At 49.2% G+C, this 15,812-nt stretch carries 15 protein-coding genes; 13 read left to right on the forward strand and 2 right to left on the reverse strand.

The genetic code is table 11. The features are described 5' to 3' along the window. Nucleotides 1-565: 565 nt before the first annotated feature. The 4 genes from ilvB (at nucleotide 566) to NST99_RS06870 (ending at nucleotide 5,633) form a co-directional block, all read left to right on the forward strand. Nucleotides 566-2,314 (forward strand): biosynthetic-type acetolactate synthase large subunit, encoded by a 1,749-nt coding sequence (gene ilvB / locus NST99_RS06855; protein WP_341090588.1) that lies wholly within the window; start codon nucleotides 566-568, stop codon nucleotides 2,312-2,314. Further along, a complete protein-coding gene (gene ilvN / locus NST99_RS06860; RefSeq protein ID WP_038587274.1) occupies nucleotides 2,311-2,799 on the forward strand; it encodes an acetolactate synthase small subunit in 489 nt (162 codons plus the stop codon). The genes ilvB and ilvN overlap by 4 nt, the downstream gene beginning before the upstream one ends. A 191-nt stretch (nucleotides 2,800-2,990) precedes the next feature. Next, nucleotides 2,991-3,983 (forward strand): ketol-acid reductoisomerase, encoded by a 993-nt coding sequence (gene ilvC / locus NST99_RS06865; protein WP_038587276.1) that lies wholly within the window; start codon nucleotides 2,991-2,993, stop codon nucleotides 3,981-3,983. A gap of 108 nt (nucleotides 3,984-4,091) precedes the next feature. Beyond that, nucleotides 4,092-5,633 carry a 2-isopropylmalate synthase gene (locus NST99_RS06870; protein ID WP_341090589.1) on the forward strand — a complete coding sequence of 514 codons (1,542 nt, stop codon included), beginning with the start codon at nucleotides 4,092-4,094 and terminating at the stop codon, nucleotides 5,631-5,633. A 114-nt stretch (nucleotides 5,634-5,747) separates the two neighbouring features. Here NST99_RS06870 and NST99_RS06875 read toward each other — a convergent pair whose 3' ends face one another. Continuing rightward, entirely contained in the window at nucleotides 5,748-6,881 is a 1,134-nt protein-coding gene (locus NST99_RS06875; RefSeq protein ID WP_341090590.1) for a response regulator, read from the reverse strand. A 227-nt stretch (nucleotides 6,882-7,108) separates the two neighbouring features. On the opposite strand from NST99_RS06875, the gene NST99_RS06880 reads away from it, so the two are divergent. From NST99_RS06880 to NST99_RS06895, 4 genes are read left to right on the forward strand one after another with little or no spacing between them, the layout of a single operon-like run. After that, on the forward strand, nucleotides 7,109-7,675 hold the full coding sequence (locus NST99_RS06880) for an RNA polymerase sigma factor (protein WP_341090591.1): 567 nt from the start codon (nucleotides 7,109-7,111) through the stop codon (nucleotides 7,673-7,675). Beyond that, complete coding sequence (locus tag NST99_RS06885) at nucleotides 7,672-8,127, forward strand: anti-sigma factor family protein (protein WP_341090593.1); 456 nt, start codon at nucleotides 7,672-7,674, stop codon at nucleotides 8,125-8,127. The genes NST99_RS06880 and NST99_RS06885 overlap by 4 nt, the downstream gene beginning before the upstream one ends. 27 nt (nucleotides 8,128-8,154) lie before the next feature. Then, nucleotides 8,155-8,652, forward strand: a complete 498-nt coding sequence (locus NST99_RS06890; RefSeq protein WP_038587282.1) for a hypothetical protein — start codon at nucleotides 8,155-8,157, stop codon at nucleotides 8,650-8,652. A gap of 19 nt (nucleotides 8,653-8,671) precedes the next feature. Then, nucleotides 8,672-9,760, forward strand: coding sequence for a DUF4097 family beta strand repeat-containing protein (locus tag NST99_RS06895; protein WP_341090594.1), 1,089 nt, complete (start codon nucleotides 8,672-8,674; stop codon nucleotides 9,758-9,760). A 131-nt stretch (nucleotides 9,761-9,891) separates the two neighbouring features. On the opposite strand, the gene NST99_RS06900 is transcribed toward NST99_RS06895, so the two are convergent. Then, nucleotides 9,892-10,872, reverse strand: a complete 981-nt coding sequence (locus NST99_RS06900) for an aldo/keto reductase (RefSeq protein ID WP_341090595.1) — start codon at nucleotides 10,870-10,872, stop codon at nucleotides 9,892-9,894. Nucleotides 10,873-11,058: 186 nt separating this feature from the next. On the opposite strand from NST99_RS06900, the gene NST99_RS06905 reads away from it, so the two are divergent. The 5 genes from NST99_RS06905 to NST99_RS06925 all read left to right on the forward strand — a co-directional run bounded on the left by NST99_RS06905 (nucleotide 11,059) and on the right by NST99_RS06925 (nucleotide 15,672). Then, a complete protein-coding gene (locus tag NST99_RS06905; RefSeq protein ID WP_341090596.1) occupies nucleotides 11,059-11,493 on the forward strand; it encodes a hypothetical protein in 435 nt (144 codons plus the stop codon). 235 nt (nucleotides 11,494-11,728) lie between these two features. Further along, nucleotides 11,729-12,811, forward strand: coding sequence for a 3-isopropylmalate dehydrogenase (gene leuB / locus NST99_RS06910; RefSeq protein WP_341090598.1), 1,083 nt, complete (start codon nucleotides 11,729-11,731; stop codon nucleotides 12,809-12,811). Between the two features lie 248 nt (nucleotides 12,812-13,059). Then, nucleotides 13,060-13,599, forward strand: coding sequence for a peroxiredoxin (locus NST99_RS06915; RefSeq protein ID WP_038587292.1), 540 nt, complete (start codon nucleotides 13,060-13,062; stop codon nucleotides 13,597-13,599). A gap of 222 nt (nucleotides 13,600-13,821) precedes the next feature. Next, complete coding sequence (locus NST99_RS06920; RefSeq protein ID WP_341090600.1) at nucleotides 13,822-14,229, forward strand: hypothetical protein; 408 nt, start codon at nucleotides 13,822-13,824, stop codon at nucleotides 14,227-14,229. A 339-nt stretch (nucleotides 14,230-14,568) separates the two neighbouring features. Then, entirely contained in the window at nucleotides 14,569-15,672 is a 1,104-nt protein-coding gene (locus NST99_RS06925) for an ATP-binding protein (protein WP_341090601.1), read from the forward strand. Nucleotides 15,673-15,812 lie beyond the last annotated feature (140 nt).

Consider the following 15,812-nt stretch of genomic DNA (forward strand, 5'->3'; position numbering starts at 1 on the left):
TTGTGTCAGTTACGGAAATAAGGGTATTGACTTAACCGTGTGAGGAATCATATAATGTGTCTAAACATTTTATCGAACATACATGCATCGGCAATGATGAGGACGAAGTTTTAAGGGCTCTTTTGCTCAGAGAGTGAGAGGAATTGCTGCAACCTCCACCAGAATCCCTTATATACGAGCTCACCTCGGAGCTGTTTTCCTGAAAGGTCCATCGGCAACAGTGGTGGAATTATTAGGGGGAATCGTTTAGTCCGCGTTAGGGACTTCAGGTACAAAGATTTGGGCCCTGCCTACATCGATGGATTTTTGTTACCTGATAAGGCGTTACATCGCGAGATGTAATGCAAACATGGGTGGTACCACGGAAGATCAACCTTTCGTCCCTCACGCGCTTCTATTTTGCGCGTGGGTGGCGGAAGGTTTTTTTGTTGCCCATAAGAGGATGGTTAGCTGCACTGGGTTGGTGAACACTAACTTTCAAGGAGTATAGCCAATTCTTACAGCTGTATAAAAGACGGTCTGTCATTTTCATAATGAATGTTAAATATCGAAGGGAGGAATACTGATGAGCGCGAATATACCGGAAGTGCGGTCTACAGAGCAGTTACGTGAGAAATGGAAGAATCCCGAGGTGATTACGGGATCCGAAGTCCTGCTGCGCAGTCTAGTACTGGAAGGCGTTGATACTGTATTCGGATACCCGGGCGGGGCTGTGCTGTACATCTACGATGCGCTTCATGGCTTCGATGATTTCAAACATATTCTGACCCGGCATGAGCAGGGCGCAATTCACGCGGCTGACGGATATGCCAGAGCGAGCGGCAAAGCGGGAGTATGCATCGCTACCTCCGGACCCGGGGCTACCAACCTTGTAACCGGCATTGCCACCGCCTTTATGGATTCTGTTCCGCTGGTGGTCATCACCGGGAACGTCTTCTCCAGCCTGATTGGAACCGACGCATTCCAGGAAGCGGATATTACAGGCATCACAATGCCGATTACGAAGCATAGCTATCTGGTACGTGATGTTGAGGATCTGCCGCGAATCATTCATGAGGCGTTCCATATTGCCAATACAGGACGTAAAGGTCCGGTGCTGATTGATATTCCCAAAGATGTCTCGGCAGCCAAAATGTTATTCAATCCGGTGGAGCTGCAAGGCGTTAACCTTCGTGGTTATAACCCGCGGACCGTTCCGAACAAACTTCAACTCGATAAGCTGATCCGGGCCATTGATGCTGCAGAACGTCCGATTATTATTGCAGGCGGCGGTGTCATCTACTCCGGAGCGCATGAAGAGATGTATGAATTCGTAAAACGGACGGAAATTCCGATTACAACAACTCTGCTGGGACTGGGCTGTTTCCCGAGTGCGGATGAGCTATGGATGGGAATGCCGGGCATGCATGGCACATATACCGCCAACAATGCTATTCAACAGTGTGATCTGCTAATTAATATCGGTGCCCGGTTTGACGACCGTGTTACCGGCAAGCTGGACGGCTTCGCGCCAAAAGCCAAGATTGTTCATATTGATATCGATCCTGCAGAAATCGGCAAAAATGTATCGCCTGACATTCCGATCGTTGGCGACGTGAAGACAGTGCTGGAGATGCTGATTCCCGATGCACGCCGGGCAGCAGGTGCTGATGCCTGGAGAACACAAATTGCCCAGTGGAAGCTGGATCAGCCGCTTCGCTACAAGGATTCGGAGACTGAGCTTAAACCGCAATGGGTTATTGAAATGATAAACGACACCACCAAAGGTGAAGCTATCGTTACTACAGATGTAGGACAACATCAGATGTGGGCTGCACAATATTATAAATTTAATCATCCCCGTTCATGGATCACCTCCGGGGGACTTGGAACAATGGGCTTCGGATTTCCGTCAGCCATCGGAGCGCAAATGGCGCACCCGGACCGCCTGGTTGTCTCGATCAATGGGGACGGCGGCATGCAGATGTGTTCCCAGGAGCTTGCCATCTGTGCTATTAATAACATTCCGGTCAAGATTGTAGTTATTAACAATCAGGTGCTTGGGATGGTCCGGCAGTGGCAGAATCTGATCTATGAGAAGCGTTACAGCTATACCGACCTCGCCGGCAGCCCGGATTTCGTAAAGCTGGCTGAAGCCTATGGTGTTAAGGGACTGCGGGCCACGAACAAAGAAGAGGCTGGCGCAGCATGGAAGGAAGCTTTGGAAACGCCGGGACCTGTTCTGGTAGAATTCGTTGTTCCCAAAGACGAAAATGTCTACCCGATGGTAACTCAAGGGTCAACCATTGATCAAATGCTGATGGGGGATGAATGACAGTGATGAGACATACGATTGCTGTGCTTGTGAATGACCAGCCAGGTGTGCTGCAGCGGGTTTCAGGGTTGTTCGGCCGCCGGGGGTTCAATATTGAGAGCATTACCGTGGGTCAATCCGAGGAGGTTGGATTATCCCGGATGGTTATTGTTACACTTGGTGACCAGCATACTCTGGAGCAGATTGAGAAGCAGCTCTATAAACTGATTGATGTTATTAAAGTAGTGGATCTTGGTGCCAAACCGATGGTTGCCCGTGAATTGGCGCTGATTAAGGTCAAAGCTGATCCGGCTGAACGTCCGGAAATTATGGGCGTAGTCGAAACCTTCCGTGCCTCTGTAGTCGATATCGGTACAACAAGCGTGTTGGTGCAGGTTGTGGGAGACACTCAGAAGATTGATGCAATGATTGAACTTCTCAAGCCATACGGCATCAAGGAGCTTTCCCGTACAGGAGTTACAGCGATGATTCGCGGCAATGCCTAATTGTCATAATTTACGGCTTTAACGGATTACTGCTGGTTTGCATTAATTTGATGAGATCATTTGAATGTTCCCGCTAAAGAGCGGGGACTTGAGGAGCAGCCTGAATCTCAGTCCGGATCACCACCGCGAGTTGGCGCTCTTGAAGTACCCGCTCTTTACGATGGGTCCCAAATTAAAGGAGGATATTGACAATGGCAGTGACAACGTACTATGAACAGGATGCAGAACTTAGTGTGTTAAAAGGGAAGACAATTGCAGTAATCGGGTACGGTAGCCAAGGGCATGCCCAGGCGCAAAACCTGCGCGACAGCGGGCTTCAGGTTGTCATCGGCCTGCGCGAAGGTAAATCCTTCGAAACCGCCAAAAATGACGGGTTTGAAGTATTGCCGGTAGCTGAAGCAGTATCCCGTGCAGATGTAGTGCAAATTCTCATGCCGGACGAAACACAGGCATCCGTATATAAGAATGAAATTGAACCGAATCTCAAAAGCGGCGCAGCGTTGATGTTCTCCCACGGCTTCAATGTGCATTTCGGTCAAATCGTTGCTCCTAAGGATGCAGATGTGCTGCTGGTAGCACCAAAATCCCCGGGTCACATGGTTCGCCGTACTTATGTTGAAGGCTTCGGCGTTCCTGGTCTGATCGCTATCGAGCAGGATGCAACCGGAAATGCTAAAGCAATCGGCCTTGCTTATGCCAAAGGCATTGGCTGTACCCGCGCAGGGGTTATCGAAACCTCATTCCGTGAAGAAACCGAAACCGATCTGTTCGGCGAGCAGGCTGTACTTTGCGGTGGTGTATCCGCTCTGATCAAAGCCGGCTTCGAAACTCTTACAGAAGCAGGATATGCTCCTGAAATGGCATACTTTGAATGTCTGCATGAACTTAAACTGATCGTTGACCTCGTTTATGAAGGCGGACTTGCCACTATGCGCGATTCCATCAGCAACACTGCTGAATACGGCGACTATGTAACCGGTCCACGCATTGTTACGGATGAAACCAAAAAAGCAATGAAGGCTGTGCTTACCGATATTCAACAAGGTAAATTTGCCCGTGACTTTATCCTTGAGAACCAGTCCGGCCGTGCTTTCCTTACAGCTACCCGCCGCAACGAAGCTGCTCATCCGGTAGAAGTAGTAGGCAGCCAGCTGCGTGAAATGATGCACTGGATTAAGAAATAAGCTCATATACTTAAGATTATTGAAACTATAGTGCAATCCTCAGATGCGGCCGTAACTTTTGCGGGCCGCATTTGAGGGTTTAAGCACAATTTTCAGGAGGTGCTCAGCATGCGGAAAATTTATGTGTTCGACACGACGCTGCGTGACGGAGAGCAGTCGCCGGGTGTGAACCTCAACACACGAGAGAAAGTCGAAATCGCTTACCAGCTGGAAAAGCTGGGCATTGACCGGATGGAGGCGGGATTCCCTGCGGCTTCACCGGGTGATCTGGCAGCGGTAAACGCAGTGGCAAAAGCCGTGAAGAATGTTACCCTGATCGGTCTTTCCCGCTCCAGAGAGAGTGACATTGATGCGGTGAAAGAAGCGCTGAAGGGAGCGCAGGACCCCTGCATTCATATTTTTCTTGCCACCTCACCCATCCACCGCCAGCACAAGTTGCGCATGGATAAAGCACAGGTGCTGGAGACAGCGCAGTCCGCTATCCGCTATGCCAAGAAATATTTTTCCAAGCTGGAGTTTTCACTGGAAGATGCGGGGCGTACAGAGCGTGACTTCATGGCCGAGATGGTGGCTATGGCCATCCGTGAGGGTGCCAATGTAGTGAATATTCCCGATACAGTAGGTTATTTGAACCCTTCGGAATACGGGGCTATTTTCAAATTCCTGAAGGACAATGTACCGGACATCGAGCGGGTTCAGCTTAGCGCCCACTGTCATAATGATCTGGGTATGGCCACCGCCAATACGCTTGCTGCGATCCAGAATGGTGCGGATCAAATCGAAGGCACAATCAACGGTATCGGTGAGCGGGCCGGAAATACGGCGATTGAAGAGGTCGCGCTGGCGCTGGAGACGCGTAGTGAGTTTTTTAATGCAAAAACTTCGCTGGTGCTTTCGGAAATTTCACGCACAAGCCGTCTGGTCAGCAAGCTGACCGGGATGGTGGTACCGGGCAACAAGGCGATTGTTGGTGCCAACGCCTTTGCCCATGAATCGGGTATTCATCAGGATGGCATGCTGAAGGAGAAGACTACCTACGAAATCATGACACCTGAGACCATCGGCCTCAAAGAGAGCAAGCTAGTGCTTGGCAAACACTCCGGACGTCATGCCTTCCGCGATAAGCTTAGCGATCTGGGATACGATGTTTCTGAAGAAGAGGTGAACGCTGCCTTCGCAAGGTTCAAGGAACTGGCGGATAAGAAGAAGGAAGTGTCCGATGAGGACATTATGGCGCTGCTGGAAGAGAGGCTGATTGATACGCCGGAAATTTTCAGCCTGCAGACGATTTACGTTACCTATGGCAATGAAGCTACGCCAACCGCCAAGGTTGTTATTAAAAGCCAGGAGGCTCAGCCGATTGTGGCGGTGGCCGAAGGTAACGGCTCGGTGGATGCGATTTATAATGCCATTGATCAGGCTACGGGTGAGGAAGTGACACTCGGAGATTATTCGATTAAAGCGGTCAGCCGGGGCAAAGACGCGCAGGGAGAGGTGCATGTCGTACTGTCGCAGGGTGAAGTGGCCGCACAGGGCCGCGGACTGAGCACGGATATTCTTGAAGCCAGTGCCAGAGCCTATTTGGATGCGCTCAACAAGCTGCTGGAGAAACGCAAAACCTACACGCAGCGTGATCATGCTCAGCTGTAAAGAAGTGCAGTGTCTCTAAACAAGTTCTTATCGAGCTGTCAGTACAGTGGAATAATGTCTGCTGTACCGGCAGCTTTTTTGATTGCAAAAAAGGAGGGGGACATTCTAGAGGATTCAGAGAAGGTGATGCTTCCAATTATGATACCAGCGTTCAATATTGACGGGCAGCTCAATGCTGAGCTCCCTGTTCAGCAAATCCGTTAAGATGTTGTATTGCTCCTCTACCGCCGAACGTTCTCCTATGCGGTCATAGACCTTCATGAGGCCTAAATGGCCTTGCTCAAAATAAGGCTGCAGCTGTACAATCCGCTGATACACGGTTACCGCCTCCGGGATTTTTCCGCAGCCGATATAGAACTCGGCCATCTCCATCGCATGATGCAGCCAGATGCTTCGCAGGCGCTGGCGTTCACTTTCTGCCCACAAATAATCATAGTCGGCCAAATAATCGCCCGAGTAGAAGCCAAACCAATACTGGTACTGCCCATAGTTACCAGCATTTATCGGCTCAAGGGATAAGATTCCTTTTTCCCATTCTGTACTGTCTACCAGCATGCTTCCTGTTTCCAGCTTATAACCTTCCCCGCCGCTTAGATTTCTGATCTGCAGATCTGTTTTCCCTTGCTTCAGGCATTGACGCACTTGATAAATAGTTGTATACAGATGGTTGGAAGCCTTCTTTAAATTGAAATCAGGCCACAGCAGATCAATTAGCGTGTCTTTGCTGATGAAGCGATTTCGGTGATGAAATAAAAAGGCGAATAATTCTTGCCCCTTTGCGGTACGCCAGCGGATATCGTGCAGCTGCAGTCCGTTCCGTTCGAACCGGAGACATTGGAAACAACGGATCATCATTTCACTCCCGTTGTTCACTTGCGGCGCATGGTGCATTTTCTTCTCCACGCGAGCGAGAGTTTTTATCAGCCGTTCCTTTCGCACAGGCTTCAGAACATAGTCAAGGGCATGAAGCTCGAAGGCATCCACTGCATAGCTGTTATAAGCGGTAACAAAGACAATGCTTGTCCGGGGGCAGTGAATTTGTATGATTTCTGCTGCCTGCAGTCCGTTTAATTCGGGCATATCGATGTCGAGAAAGATAACGTCAGGGTTCAGGTAAGCGGCTTCGCTGACGGCTTTCCTTGAATCTGTGAAGGTAGCCACAATCGCAACATTCCCCAGTGCCTCTAGCATCATCTTCAAATTCATGAGAGCAAGCCGCTCATCATCCACAAGCACTGCGCGAATCATTGAATCACCACCAATTTATTATGAGTTTGTAGTTCCGAGTGTTAAGGCAATCACTAGGATAAGTTTGCTTTTTGCCATAATAATGAGGTGATTTCGACAAGAAAAGGCATTAATCCTTCAAAAAGGGATTTATCTTGTTGTAGGATATACATAATAGGCTTGAATGTTCATGAGAAAAATTATTTAAAAACGTTGCAGGGAACTCCGGTTGCCCGGCGTCTAACTTTATGAAGCTGAAGGAGGGGAGAATACTGGAAGAGACGGAGTGGATTTCTGCTGTGCTAAGCGGCGAGCACCAGGCCTTCGGGCATCTGGTCAATCGTTATCAAGGCATGGTGTACAGAGTATGCATCAAAATTACAGGAGAAGCCGAGTCGGCCAAGGATATGGCCCAGGAAGTCTTCATAAAAGCCTACAAGGCACTTCCCTCCTTCAGGGGGCAGTCTTCATTCTCCACCTGGCTGTACCGGATTGCTTACCGGACCTGTCTCGACTGGAAACGGGCGAATGACAGGGAGTGGCGGCACCGCAGTATGGCAGATTACACGGAGAATGACTGGGTAACGACGCAGACGCCTGAATCTGCTGCACTGCGCAAGGAAGCCTCGCAGGAGCTGGACGAGAATTTGAACAACCTCACAGAACCGTACCGGTCGGTCGTGCAGTTGTATTATTTTCAGCGTCACTCCTATCAGGAAATTGCTGATCAAAAAGGGATTTCAGTCAAAACAGTGGAATCGCAGCTCTACAGGGCCAGACAGATGATGCGTAAAAGCGGGGAGGAATGGCGATGAATTGTGCAACAGTAAAAGAATGGATGCCACATTATATTGAAGGCTGGCTGTCTCCTGAAATGGAGTTGAATGTTCGTCTGCACATTGAATCTTGTCCCGACTGCGCGCAGTGGCTGGAAGAAGCCAGAGGGCTGGCGGCGCTGTGGAGCGAGATGGAAACGGGCGGGAAACTGGTGGATCTTCCAGAGTATCCCGACTTTACCACCGATGTGATGTCACGCATTGAACAGCTTGAAACCGGGCGCAGAGAGCGTACCGTTAAATCGACTATGTCCAGACGCCGGACTGCACCAGGAACCTCATGGATGCATTATGGACTTGCTGTTTGCTTAACCTTCCTGCTGCTTCAATTGGGGGTATTTGAGAATCTGGCCTATGGCATCAATGAAATTAATGGGCATATGTCAACTTCAGTCTCATCCTGGTTTAATGCTCAAGGAAGCGCTGAATAGAAAATTAACACTAAAGGAGCATATTAGATGATTAAAAAAAGACGCTGGCTGACGTTTCTGCTCGCGATGGTTCCAGGGATTGGCCATTTATATCTGGGATTCAAAAAGTTGGGCCTTCAGTATATGATTGGAGCATCGCTCTGCATCATACTTATTCCTTCCATGCCGACGGTATTTCCATTCGCCCTCGCGGCCTTATGGTTCTACCAGCTGTTTGATGCGCTGCAGAAGGCGGCCTGGATGAAAGTATCCGCCGCTGAGCATGAGCGGATGATGTTTCATCCAGACAGTTTCGGAGCGCCGTGGACGATGGGGATGCCTGCGGCTCCAGATTATCCGCATGACGATCTGAATCCGGTCTGGGTGGGTATTGGCTGTGTAGTAGTGGGTTTCTTGCTGCTGTTGATTACTGCTTTCCCATGGCTCTGGCACATTCTCACAGATATGAACATCGGGGCAATTCTGCTGTCGCTTGGCTTAATCGGGTACGGGCTTAGTATGCTTAGAAAAAATCCTAAAGTATAGAGAAATGGGGAAATGAACCATGGGGAGATGGAAAATCGGCAGTTTTACGGCCGCAATTGGCTGCATCGTGCTGGGTGTCATAATTGTACTTGCCCAATTTGATGTGGTAACGTATGACGCACTGGGTTTTATCTGGCCTGCGTTGCTCATTCTGTTCGGCCTGGAAATGCTGCTCAGGCTTTTCATCAGATCAGAGGTTAAGAGCCGTGTCAGTGGTTGGGCAGTTGTCCTAATCATTGTGCTGGTCGCAGCTAGTGGAGCACAGACTGTGCTGACCGGCGGCTCAATAAGCCGCATTCTCGGCAAGACACAGTTGGCTCCGCTCAGCGGAACCGTGGAGGTAAAGCCGGAAATCAAAAAAATTAAGATTGAATTGCCGAACGGGAAGGTTAAGGTTCAAGGTGTGGAAGGCAGTACGCTTGATTATGAAGGCAGCCTGGAGCTTCCGGGTAAATCGGCAAGTGAAGCAGCAAGTGCGCTGGAAAAGAAGTGGAAGGTGACGACGGAAGGAGACACCCTAACTCTGGAGCTGGACGAAGAAACGACTTGGCTCGATATTCAAATCGGATTTAATTTCAAGGATCCGTACCTGAACGTCAATCTTCCTATGAATCTGGCTGTGCAAGTTGACACCGGCGATGGTTCAGTTGAGGCCTCAGACCTGAAGGCTGGTATTGAAATTGACACCAGCAACGGCACCCTGGATATTCATGATGTTGCCGGAGGTGTAGATGCCCACACGAGTAACGGCACAATGGTGGTGAAAGATGTTAAGGGGGAAGCGAAGCTTGTCAGCTCCAACGGAGCGATTACCCTGGGGAATATAGACGGCACCTTAACGGCCAAGAGCAGCAACGGCAGGATTACCATTGACTCGGCGGCTACAGGTGACTGGGATCTCAAATCCAGCAACGGTAAAATTACCGCCAGCCTGCCGGCAGCAAGCGATGCAAAGATTACTGCCGACACCAGCAACGGTGCGCTGAAGGGGAATATCAATTGGCAGCGCGACGGTGATAACCATGGAACTGCCGTACTTGGCAGCGGAACCCATAAGGTATCTTTATCAACCAGCAACGGTGCAGTGACCGTGGATACGACTGAATAATTAAATTAAGGAGCTGTTCCCCCTTGTGCTCTACGGGAGAACAGCTCCTTATTGCTTTATAAGATCAATAAAAGGACAGGGTTCTTCCGGTCTGCTTCTGCCCATTGGCTGAAGTTAACGGCCGTGGCGTTCTACCAGGCATAGGCTTTCGGGGCTTCCCCGCCGGGTCCCGGGAAGATTTCATCCAGACGCTTCAGCACGGATTCCTCCAGCACAATCTCCAGGCAGCGCAGGGCGCTTTCGAACTGCTCAAGCGTCCGCGGCCCGATAATCGGCGCCGTTACGGCAGGGTTGGCCAGCAGCCAGGCCAGAGCGATATTATCCTGTGGCTCCCCGAGCTCACGGCTTAAATCGGCAAAGGCCGTAAGCTGGCTCTTGTATTGCTCTACACGTTCAGAGTTGCCGCCGCTGCGGCTGCCCTCAATCTTCTTGAGTGCATTCCGGCCAAGAAGACCGCCGTCGAGCGGGCTCCACGGAATAATGCCGAGGCCGAGATTCTTCGAGGCAGGCAGCACCTCAAGCTCAGGGAGACGGCAGGTCAGACTGTATTTATGCTGCTCCGATACTAGACCTAGGAAACCGCGGGCTTTCGCTTCCATCTGTGCCACGGCAATATCCCATCCGGCAAAGTTACTGGAGCCGACATAGCCGATTTTGCCTTGGCTTACAGCGAGCTCAAATGCACCCCACAGCTCGCCCCAGGAAACCTTACGGTCGATATGGTGCATCTGGTACAACTCGATGTGATCAGTCTGCAGGCGCTGTAGTGAGCCTTCCAGATGGCGGCGGATAATATAGGAGGACAGGCCTGCTTCATCGTTGGGTCCGTCCAGTTTGTCGCTCATTGCCCCGTAGACCTTGGTGGCCAGCACGACCTTTTCACGCCGGCCGCCGCCCTGCTTGAACCAGCGGCCGATGATCGTCTCCGTCATTCCGGAGTTCTCACCCCATCCATAAATGTTAGCGGTATCAAAAAAGTTGACCCCGGCATCCAGCGCAGCATCCATAATGCGAAAGGCTTCCTTCTCATCCGTAATCGGACCAAAGTTCATCGTTCCCAGACACAGGCGGCTGACCTTCAGACCGGACTTGCCAAGCTTCGTGTATTGCACTCTGCAACCCCTCCCTCAATCCATTTTGACGAACAACTGCATACTAATTGTAAACAACTCAAGAAACAAGAGCAAACACAGCAGCACTTGCAGAAATCAGTAATAAATGTATATACAAATTTAACCCTAATGGTAGAATGGAGACAAGCATATAAATACGCTTACATTTTCTAAAGGAGGAATATTATGAGAAAAAAAGGTATCTTATCTGCTGGAGTCGCATTAGTAATGATGTTCAGTATGGTGTCTTCCGTTTTTGCTGTCTCTTCCACCGTTCTTATTCCCAACCTGGATTATTTTGTCCAGCACAGCCTGAAAAATGATGATACAGTCACCTTCAAGTACAAAAATACTTCGAGTACAACGCAAACCGCAATTTTCAGAATTACCAACGTAGGTGCTATGGATACGGGAACCGACCAGGTAACGGGTAAATTTCAAGGCAGCTATTCTCTTGTTTACGCCAACGGACAAACAATAAACCTGGGAACGATTGGGGGTTCCAGCCTGTCCGGCGGACTCAACAATTACCTGGCTCCGAATGCATCTCTGGTAGTCACCGTAAAGAACGCCAATGCCAATTCGCAGAATGCTTTTAAGATCAGATTCGATAATCATTAATCCACAATGACAAGCTTGTGGTAAAAGGGCTCTCCGGTCAGACTGGAAGAAGATGACTGGGGAGCCTTTTGTGCGAACTTGTGGATACAGCGCTTACTTCAAGTCTGGTTGACTTATAGGAGATACCTATCACTTCCATAGAATCTATATCTTTGTCCTTTTCCCGGCGGTATGATACAACAATATAAAGAAGAACTATGTCTGCGTGAAGCAGGCAATCTAAGGAGTGACTGGAATGAGCGATGTTAAAAAAATTGCCGTAATTGCCGGGGACGGTATCGGACCTGAAGTTGTAGCTGAAGCTGAAAAAGTACTCAAGAAAGCGGAAGAGGTATTCGGGTACGCCTTTGAAACTGAGCATGCGCTGTTCGGCGGCATTGCGATTGACGAACGGGGAACCCCGCTGCCGGAAGATACACTGGAAATTTGCCGCAGTGCAGATGCAGTACTGCTCGGAGCCGTCGGCGGACCGAAATGGGACAACAATCCGAAGGAGCTGCGTCCGGAAACAGGATTGCTCGGTATCCGCAAAGCACTGGGGCTGTTCTCCAACCTGCGTCCGGCTGTTGTGTTCGATTGCCTGAAGGATGCGTCAACGCTGAAACCGGAAGTGCTGGAAGGCACTGACCTCATGGTTGTACGGGAACTGACGGGGGGCATCTATTTCGGAGAGAAGCTGCGCCGCCAAGGTGAGCATGGGGAAGAAGCTGTTGATACCTGCGTATATAACGTAACGGAAGTGGAACGTATTGTCCGCCAGGCCTTTGAAATTGCCGGTAAACGCCGAAATAAGCTGGCGAGTGTCGATAAAGCGAATGTCCTGGAGACGTCCCGCTTATGGCGTGAGGTTGTGAACAGAATTGCTCCGGAGTATCCGCAGGTGGAATTGGAGCATGTGCTCGTGGACAACTGCGCAATGCAGCTGCTGCGCCGTCCATCCAGCTTCGATGTCATTGTTACCGAGAACATGTTCGGGGATATCCTGAGTGATGAAGCGGCTATGCTGACTGGCTCCATCGGTATGCTGGCATCAGCTTCACTGGGTGAGGGCACCTACGGCCTGTATGAGCCGGTCCACGGCTCCGCGCCTGACATTGCCGGCCAAGGTCTGGCCAACCCCATCGCGACCATCCTGTCGCTTGCGCTGATGTTCCGCATGACCTTTGGCTACGAGGAGGCGGCAGCTGCAATTGAGACCGCTGTGGCTGAAGTGCTGGATGCAGGCCACCGTACGAGCGATATTGCAGTAGACAAGAGCAAAGCGATCAGCACAACGGAAATGGGCGATCTGATTGTTGCGGCGATCCGCAAAGTGTAAGGTACCACAGCTTACCTCCTTTGACTCAGAAAAACAAAAAACTTCACAGAAAGTTGCTTATTTATAATAATTATAAAAAAGTAATGAATGTAATATTGACTTTGATTTTGTACGATGATACCATTTGGTCTATAGCAATAAGAAATTGACCAACCATCATAATTCAAGAAAAGCATATTGCGCCGGTTTCCTCGCGGAGCTGTCACAAGTGGTTGTTTTTCTTACATAATCAAAGGAGGATTTAAGCAATGGCAGAACGTTTGGTAGGTAAACCAGCCCCTGACTTCACTATGGAAACAGTAACGGGCGACGGTAAAGATTTTGGTAAGGTAAGCTTGTCCGACTATCGCGGCAAATGGCTTGTATTCTTCTTTTATCCGCTTGACTTCACTTTTGTGTGCCCGACAGAAATTACAGCATTGAGCGATGCTGCTGCTGATTTTGCAGCACTCGATACAGAAATTCTGGGTGTGAGCATCGACTCGATTCACAGCCACAAAGCATGGCTTACCACACCAAAAGATATGAATGGTCTTGGACAAGTCAACTTCCCGCTTGCTTCGGACATCACGAAGAAGGTTGCCAGTGACTATGGCGTCCTGATCGAAGAAGAAGGCGTGGCGCTTCGTGGACTGTTCATCATCGATCCTGAAGGCGAATTGAAATATCAAGTGGTTAACCACAATGATGTAGGCCGCAGCGTAGAAGAAACACTTCGTGTTCTGCAAGCCTTGCAATCCGGCGGACTGTGCGCTATGAACTGGAAACCAGGCGACAAGAACCTGTAAGCCTATGTCTTTAAGCGTTCTTTGATATACTAATGAGAACCTCCTTGCGGGAGCAATTCCCGGAAAGGGGGTTTTTTGCAACAAAGAGCCCTTATTTAACGGTATTTCGTTTTAAAACGGGCGCAGAGGTTAATATATAGCCTGAAGGAGAGGAATCTCTCCCCGCATCTTGTAATACAATAATACCAAATCAATGGAACTTACCAAGGAGGGTGAACAAGTATGAGCTTTTGCTGTGGAGCGAGTATGGTTGGAACTAAGGGAACCCTAAAACATTATCGCACGCAAGTCCATAATGTTCCCCTGCTTTTTTGTCCGGTATGCCACCGGGTAGAGGTACATTACAAAGTCGAAAATGAGTATGAGATTCTGGCAGAGTATGCTCATGGCGACGGGGTAACCGATGTTGATTTTCAAGACTATGTGATGGAAGACGAGGAAGCGATCTTCGAAAACGTCATTAATGTGGAGAGTGAAGATCCTCTCGCCATTGTGCAGAATCAGATCGATATGGCGCTTGACCTGCTGGCTGTTGCCAAGCAGATCGAAGATACCAAATGGGAACGTGAGCTTAAGAAGCGCCTGGCCGTAATGAGTCAGCGGCGCCATCGCTTGCAGCAGAAAGCTTAAGGTCATCAAGAATTCGATGGGATAGCCCTGGAATATTTCATTATGGAAGCCTTCGCGGCAGCGAGGGCTTTTTTTTGTACGGAAAAAGAGCGGAATTTTGTTTTGGAACGATATTTAATGTGTCTTAAGAATCATTTTAGAAATATTTTTAGGATTCGACAGTTTCTCCGATTGCGTTGTCTTCTTCTCTTGGATATGATTGGAATATAGTTGAAACGGTTGGATAATATAATACGATTTCCGAATGTTCTGGCGGCTTCGTCATATACTCAAATACATAGTAATTTGATGTCGCTTAAGCGTCTTCGTCAAATGCAGTAAAAGGGGGAACTTCGTATCGTGATAAGCCAATATCAAGAAAGCTTGCTTTTACCGGCAAGAACGTTTCAATCCGGATCAATGGACACTACATATGAGGATGTACTGGAGCACATTGACAGTGGGATTTTACTTTTTGATGAAGAGGGAGTTCTAACTTTTGTTAATAAACAAATGTATGGCATGCTTGAACTGAACCGCCATTCTCTATTGGGTTGCACGATGGCTCATCTGCTATCTCACATCCAGCTCAGCCGCTTTAAGAAGAAGCAGGTACTGCGGAGTTATCGGGAGATGGTGCAAAAGGGGAAGCAGAGCTATGAGTTCGTAGATGAATACGGCCGTTACTGGCGGGTTTCCTTATGCTGCGGAGAGCAAATGAAGGGCAGTTATTTGTTTACGTTCAAAGAAATCTCCGATTACAAGCTGATCGAGCAAACCGCTTACCAGAATGACAGCCTGGCTATGCTGGGCAAGCTGTCCGCTTCTATCGCCCATGAGATTCGTAATCCGCTCACTGCGATCCGCGGATTTATTCAATTGCTTCATCCTCATCTGCATCAATTAGGCAAAGAAGAATACGGCAGAATTATACTGGCTGAGATTGACCGAGCCAATGACATTATTCATGAATTTCTGACTTCTTCCAAACCTTCGGTCCCGCAGGTCAGCATGATTCCTGTATCGGCATTGCTTAAAGAGGTTGTCCTGCTAACAGAGAGTGAAGCCTTGATGAAAGGCTGCCAGATTAATCTCCACACGCTGCATGGCGATATGATCATCTCCGGTGATGTCAAGCAAATGAAGCAGGTGGTGCTGAATATGATTAGAAATGCAATGGAAGCGATTACAGAGCGAGACGATGACCAAATTGGAAAGATTGAGGTAGGGGCACGCCGGGAAGGGGCGGAGGTCCGTATCTTTATTTCCGACAACGGCAAAGGGATGGATATCTTAACACTGGACAGGTTGTTCAACCCTTTCTTTACGACGAAGGAAAACGGGACGGGGCTTGGGCTGTCCGTAAGTGACAGGATCATCAAGAATCATGGCGGCTGCATCTCTGTAAGCAGCAGAGTCAACGAGGGCACCCGGTTTGTCATTTCTTTGCCGCTTATTCAGTAAAAGGGTTCTGGGCGGATTTTTGGACAAAACTGAGTTATACTTAATAAGCGAAAGAGGCTGATTCCTGCATTGCACAGCTAAGTGCAGGAATCAGCCTTATCTGCGTTATTAGCGGATTATTAAAATGGAAGATGATTGGA

The sequence above is a fragment of the Paenibacillus sp. FSL L8-0470 genome (assembly GCF_038008625.1).
Classification (GTDB): domain Bacteria; phylum Bacillota; class Bacilli; order Paenibacillales; family Paenibacillaceae; genus Paenibacillus_AQ.

Excerpts from the sequence above, each read along its gene's own strand:
- NST99_RS06890 (WP_038587282.1), top strand. The coding sequence starts at position 8,155 with ATGATTAAAAAAAGACGCTGGCTGACGTTTCTGCTCGCGATGGTTCCA.
- NST99_RS06905 (WP_341090596.1), top strand. The coding sequence starts at position 11,059 with ATGAGAAAAAAAGGTATCTTATCTGCTGGAGTCGCATTAGTAATGATG.
- ilvN (WP_038587274.1), top strand. The coding sequence starts at position 2,311 with ATGACAGTGATGAGACATACGATTGCTGTGCTTGTGAATGACCAGCCA.
- NST99_RS06870 (WP_341090589.1), top strand. The coding sequence starts at position 4,092 with ATGCGGAAAATTTATGTGTTCGACACGACGCTGCGTGACGGAGAGCAG.
- NST99_RS06920 (WP_341090600.1), top strand. The coding sequence starts at position 13,822 with ATGAGCTTTTGCTGTGGAGCGAGTATGGTTGGAACTAAGGGAACCCTA.
- NST99_RS06915 (WP_038587292.1), top strand. The coding sequence starts at position 13,060 with ATGGCAGAACGTTTGGTAGGTAAACCAGCCCCTGACTTCACTATGGAA.
- NST99_RS06885 (WP_341090593.1), top strand. The coding sequence starts at position 7,672 with ATGAATTGTGCAACAGTAAAAGAATGGATGCCACATTATATTGAAGGC.
- NST99_RS06895 (WP_341090594.1), top strand. The coding sequence starts at position 8,672 with ATGGGGAGATGGAAAATCGGCAGTTTTACGGCCGCAATTGGCTGCATC.
- ilvB (WP_341090588.1), top strand. The coding sequence starts at position 566 with ATGAGCGCGAATATACCGGAAGTGCGGTCTACAGAGCAGTTACGTGAG.
- NST99_RS06875 (WP_341090590.1), bottom strand. The coding sequence starts at position 6,881 with ATGATTCGCGCAGTGCTTGTGGATGATGAGCGGCTTGCTCTCATGAAT.
- leuB (WP_341090598.1), top strand. The coding sequence starts at position 11,729 with ATGAGCGATGTTAAAAAAATTGCCGTAATTGCCGGGGACGGTATCGGA.
- ilvC (WP_038587276.1), top strand. The coding sequence starts at position 2,991 with ATGGCAGTGACAACGTACTATGAACAGGATGCAGAACTTAGTGTGTTA.
- NST99_RS06880 (WP_341090591.1), top strand. The coding sequence starts at position 7,109 with ATGAAGCTGAAGGAGGGGAGAATACTGGAAGAGACGGAGTGGATTTCT.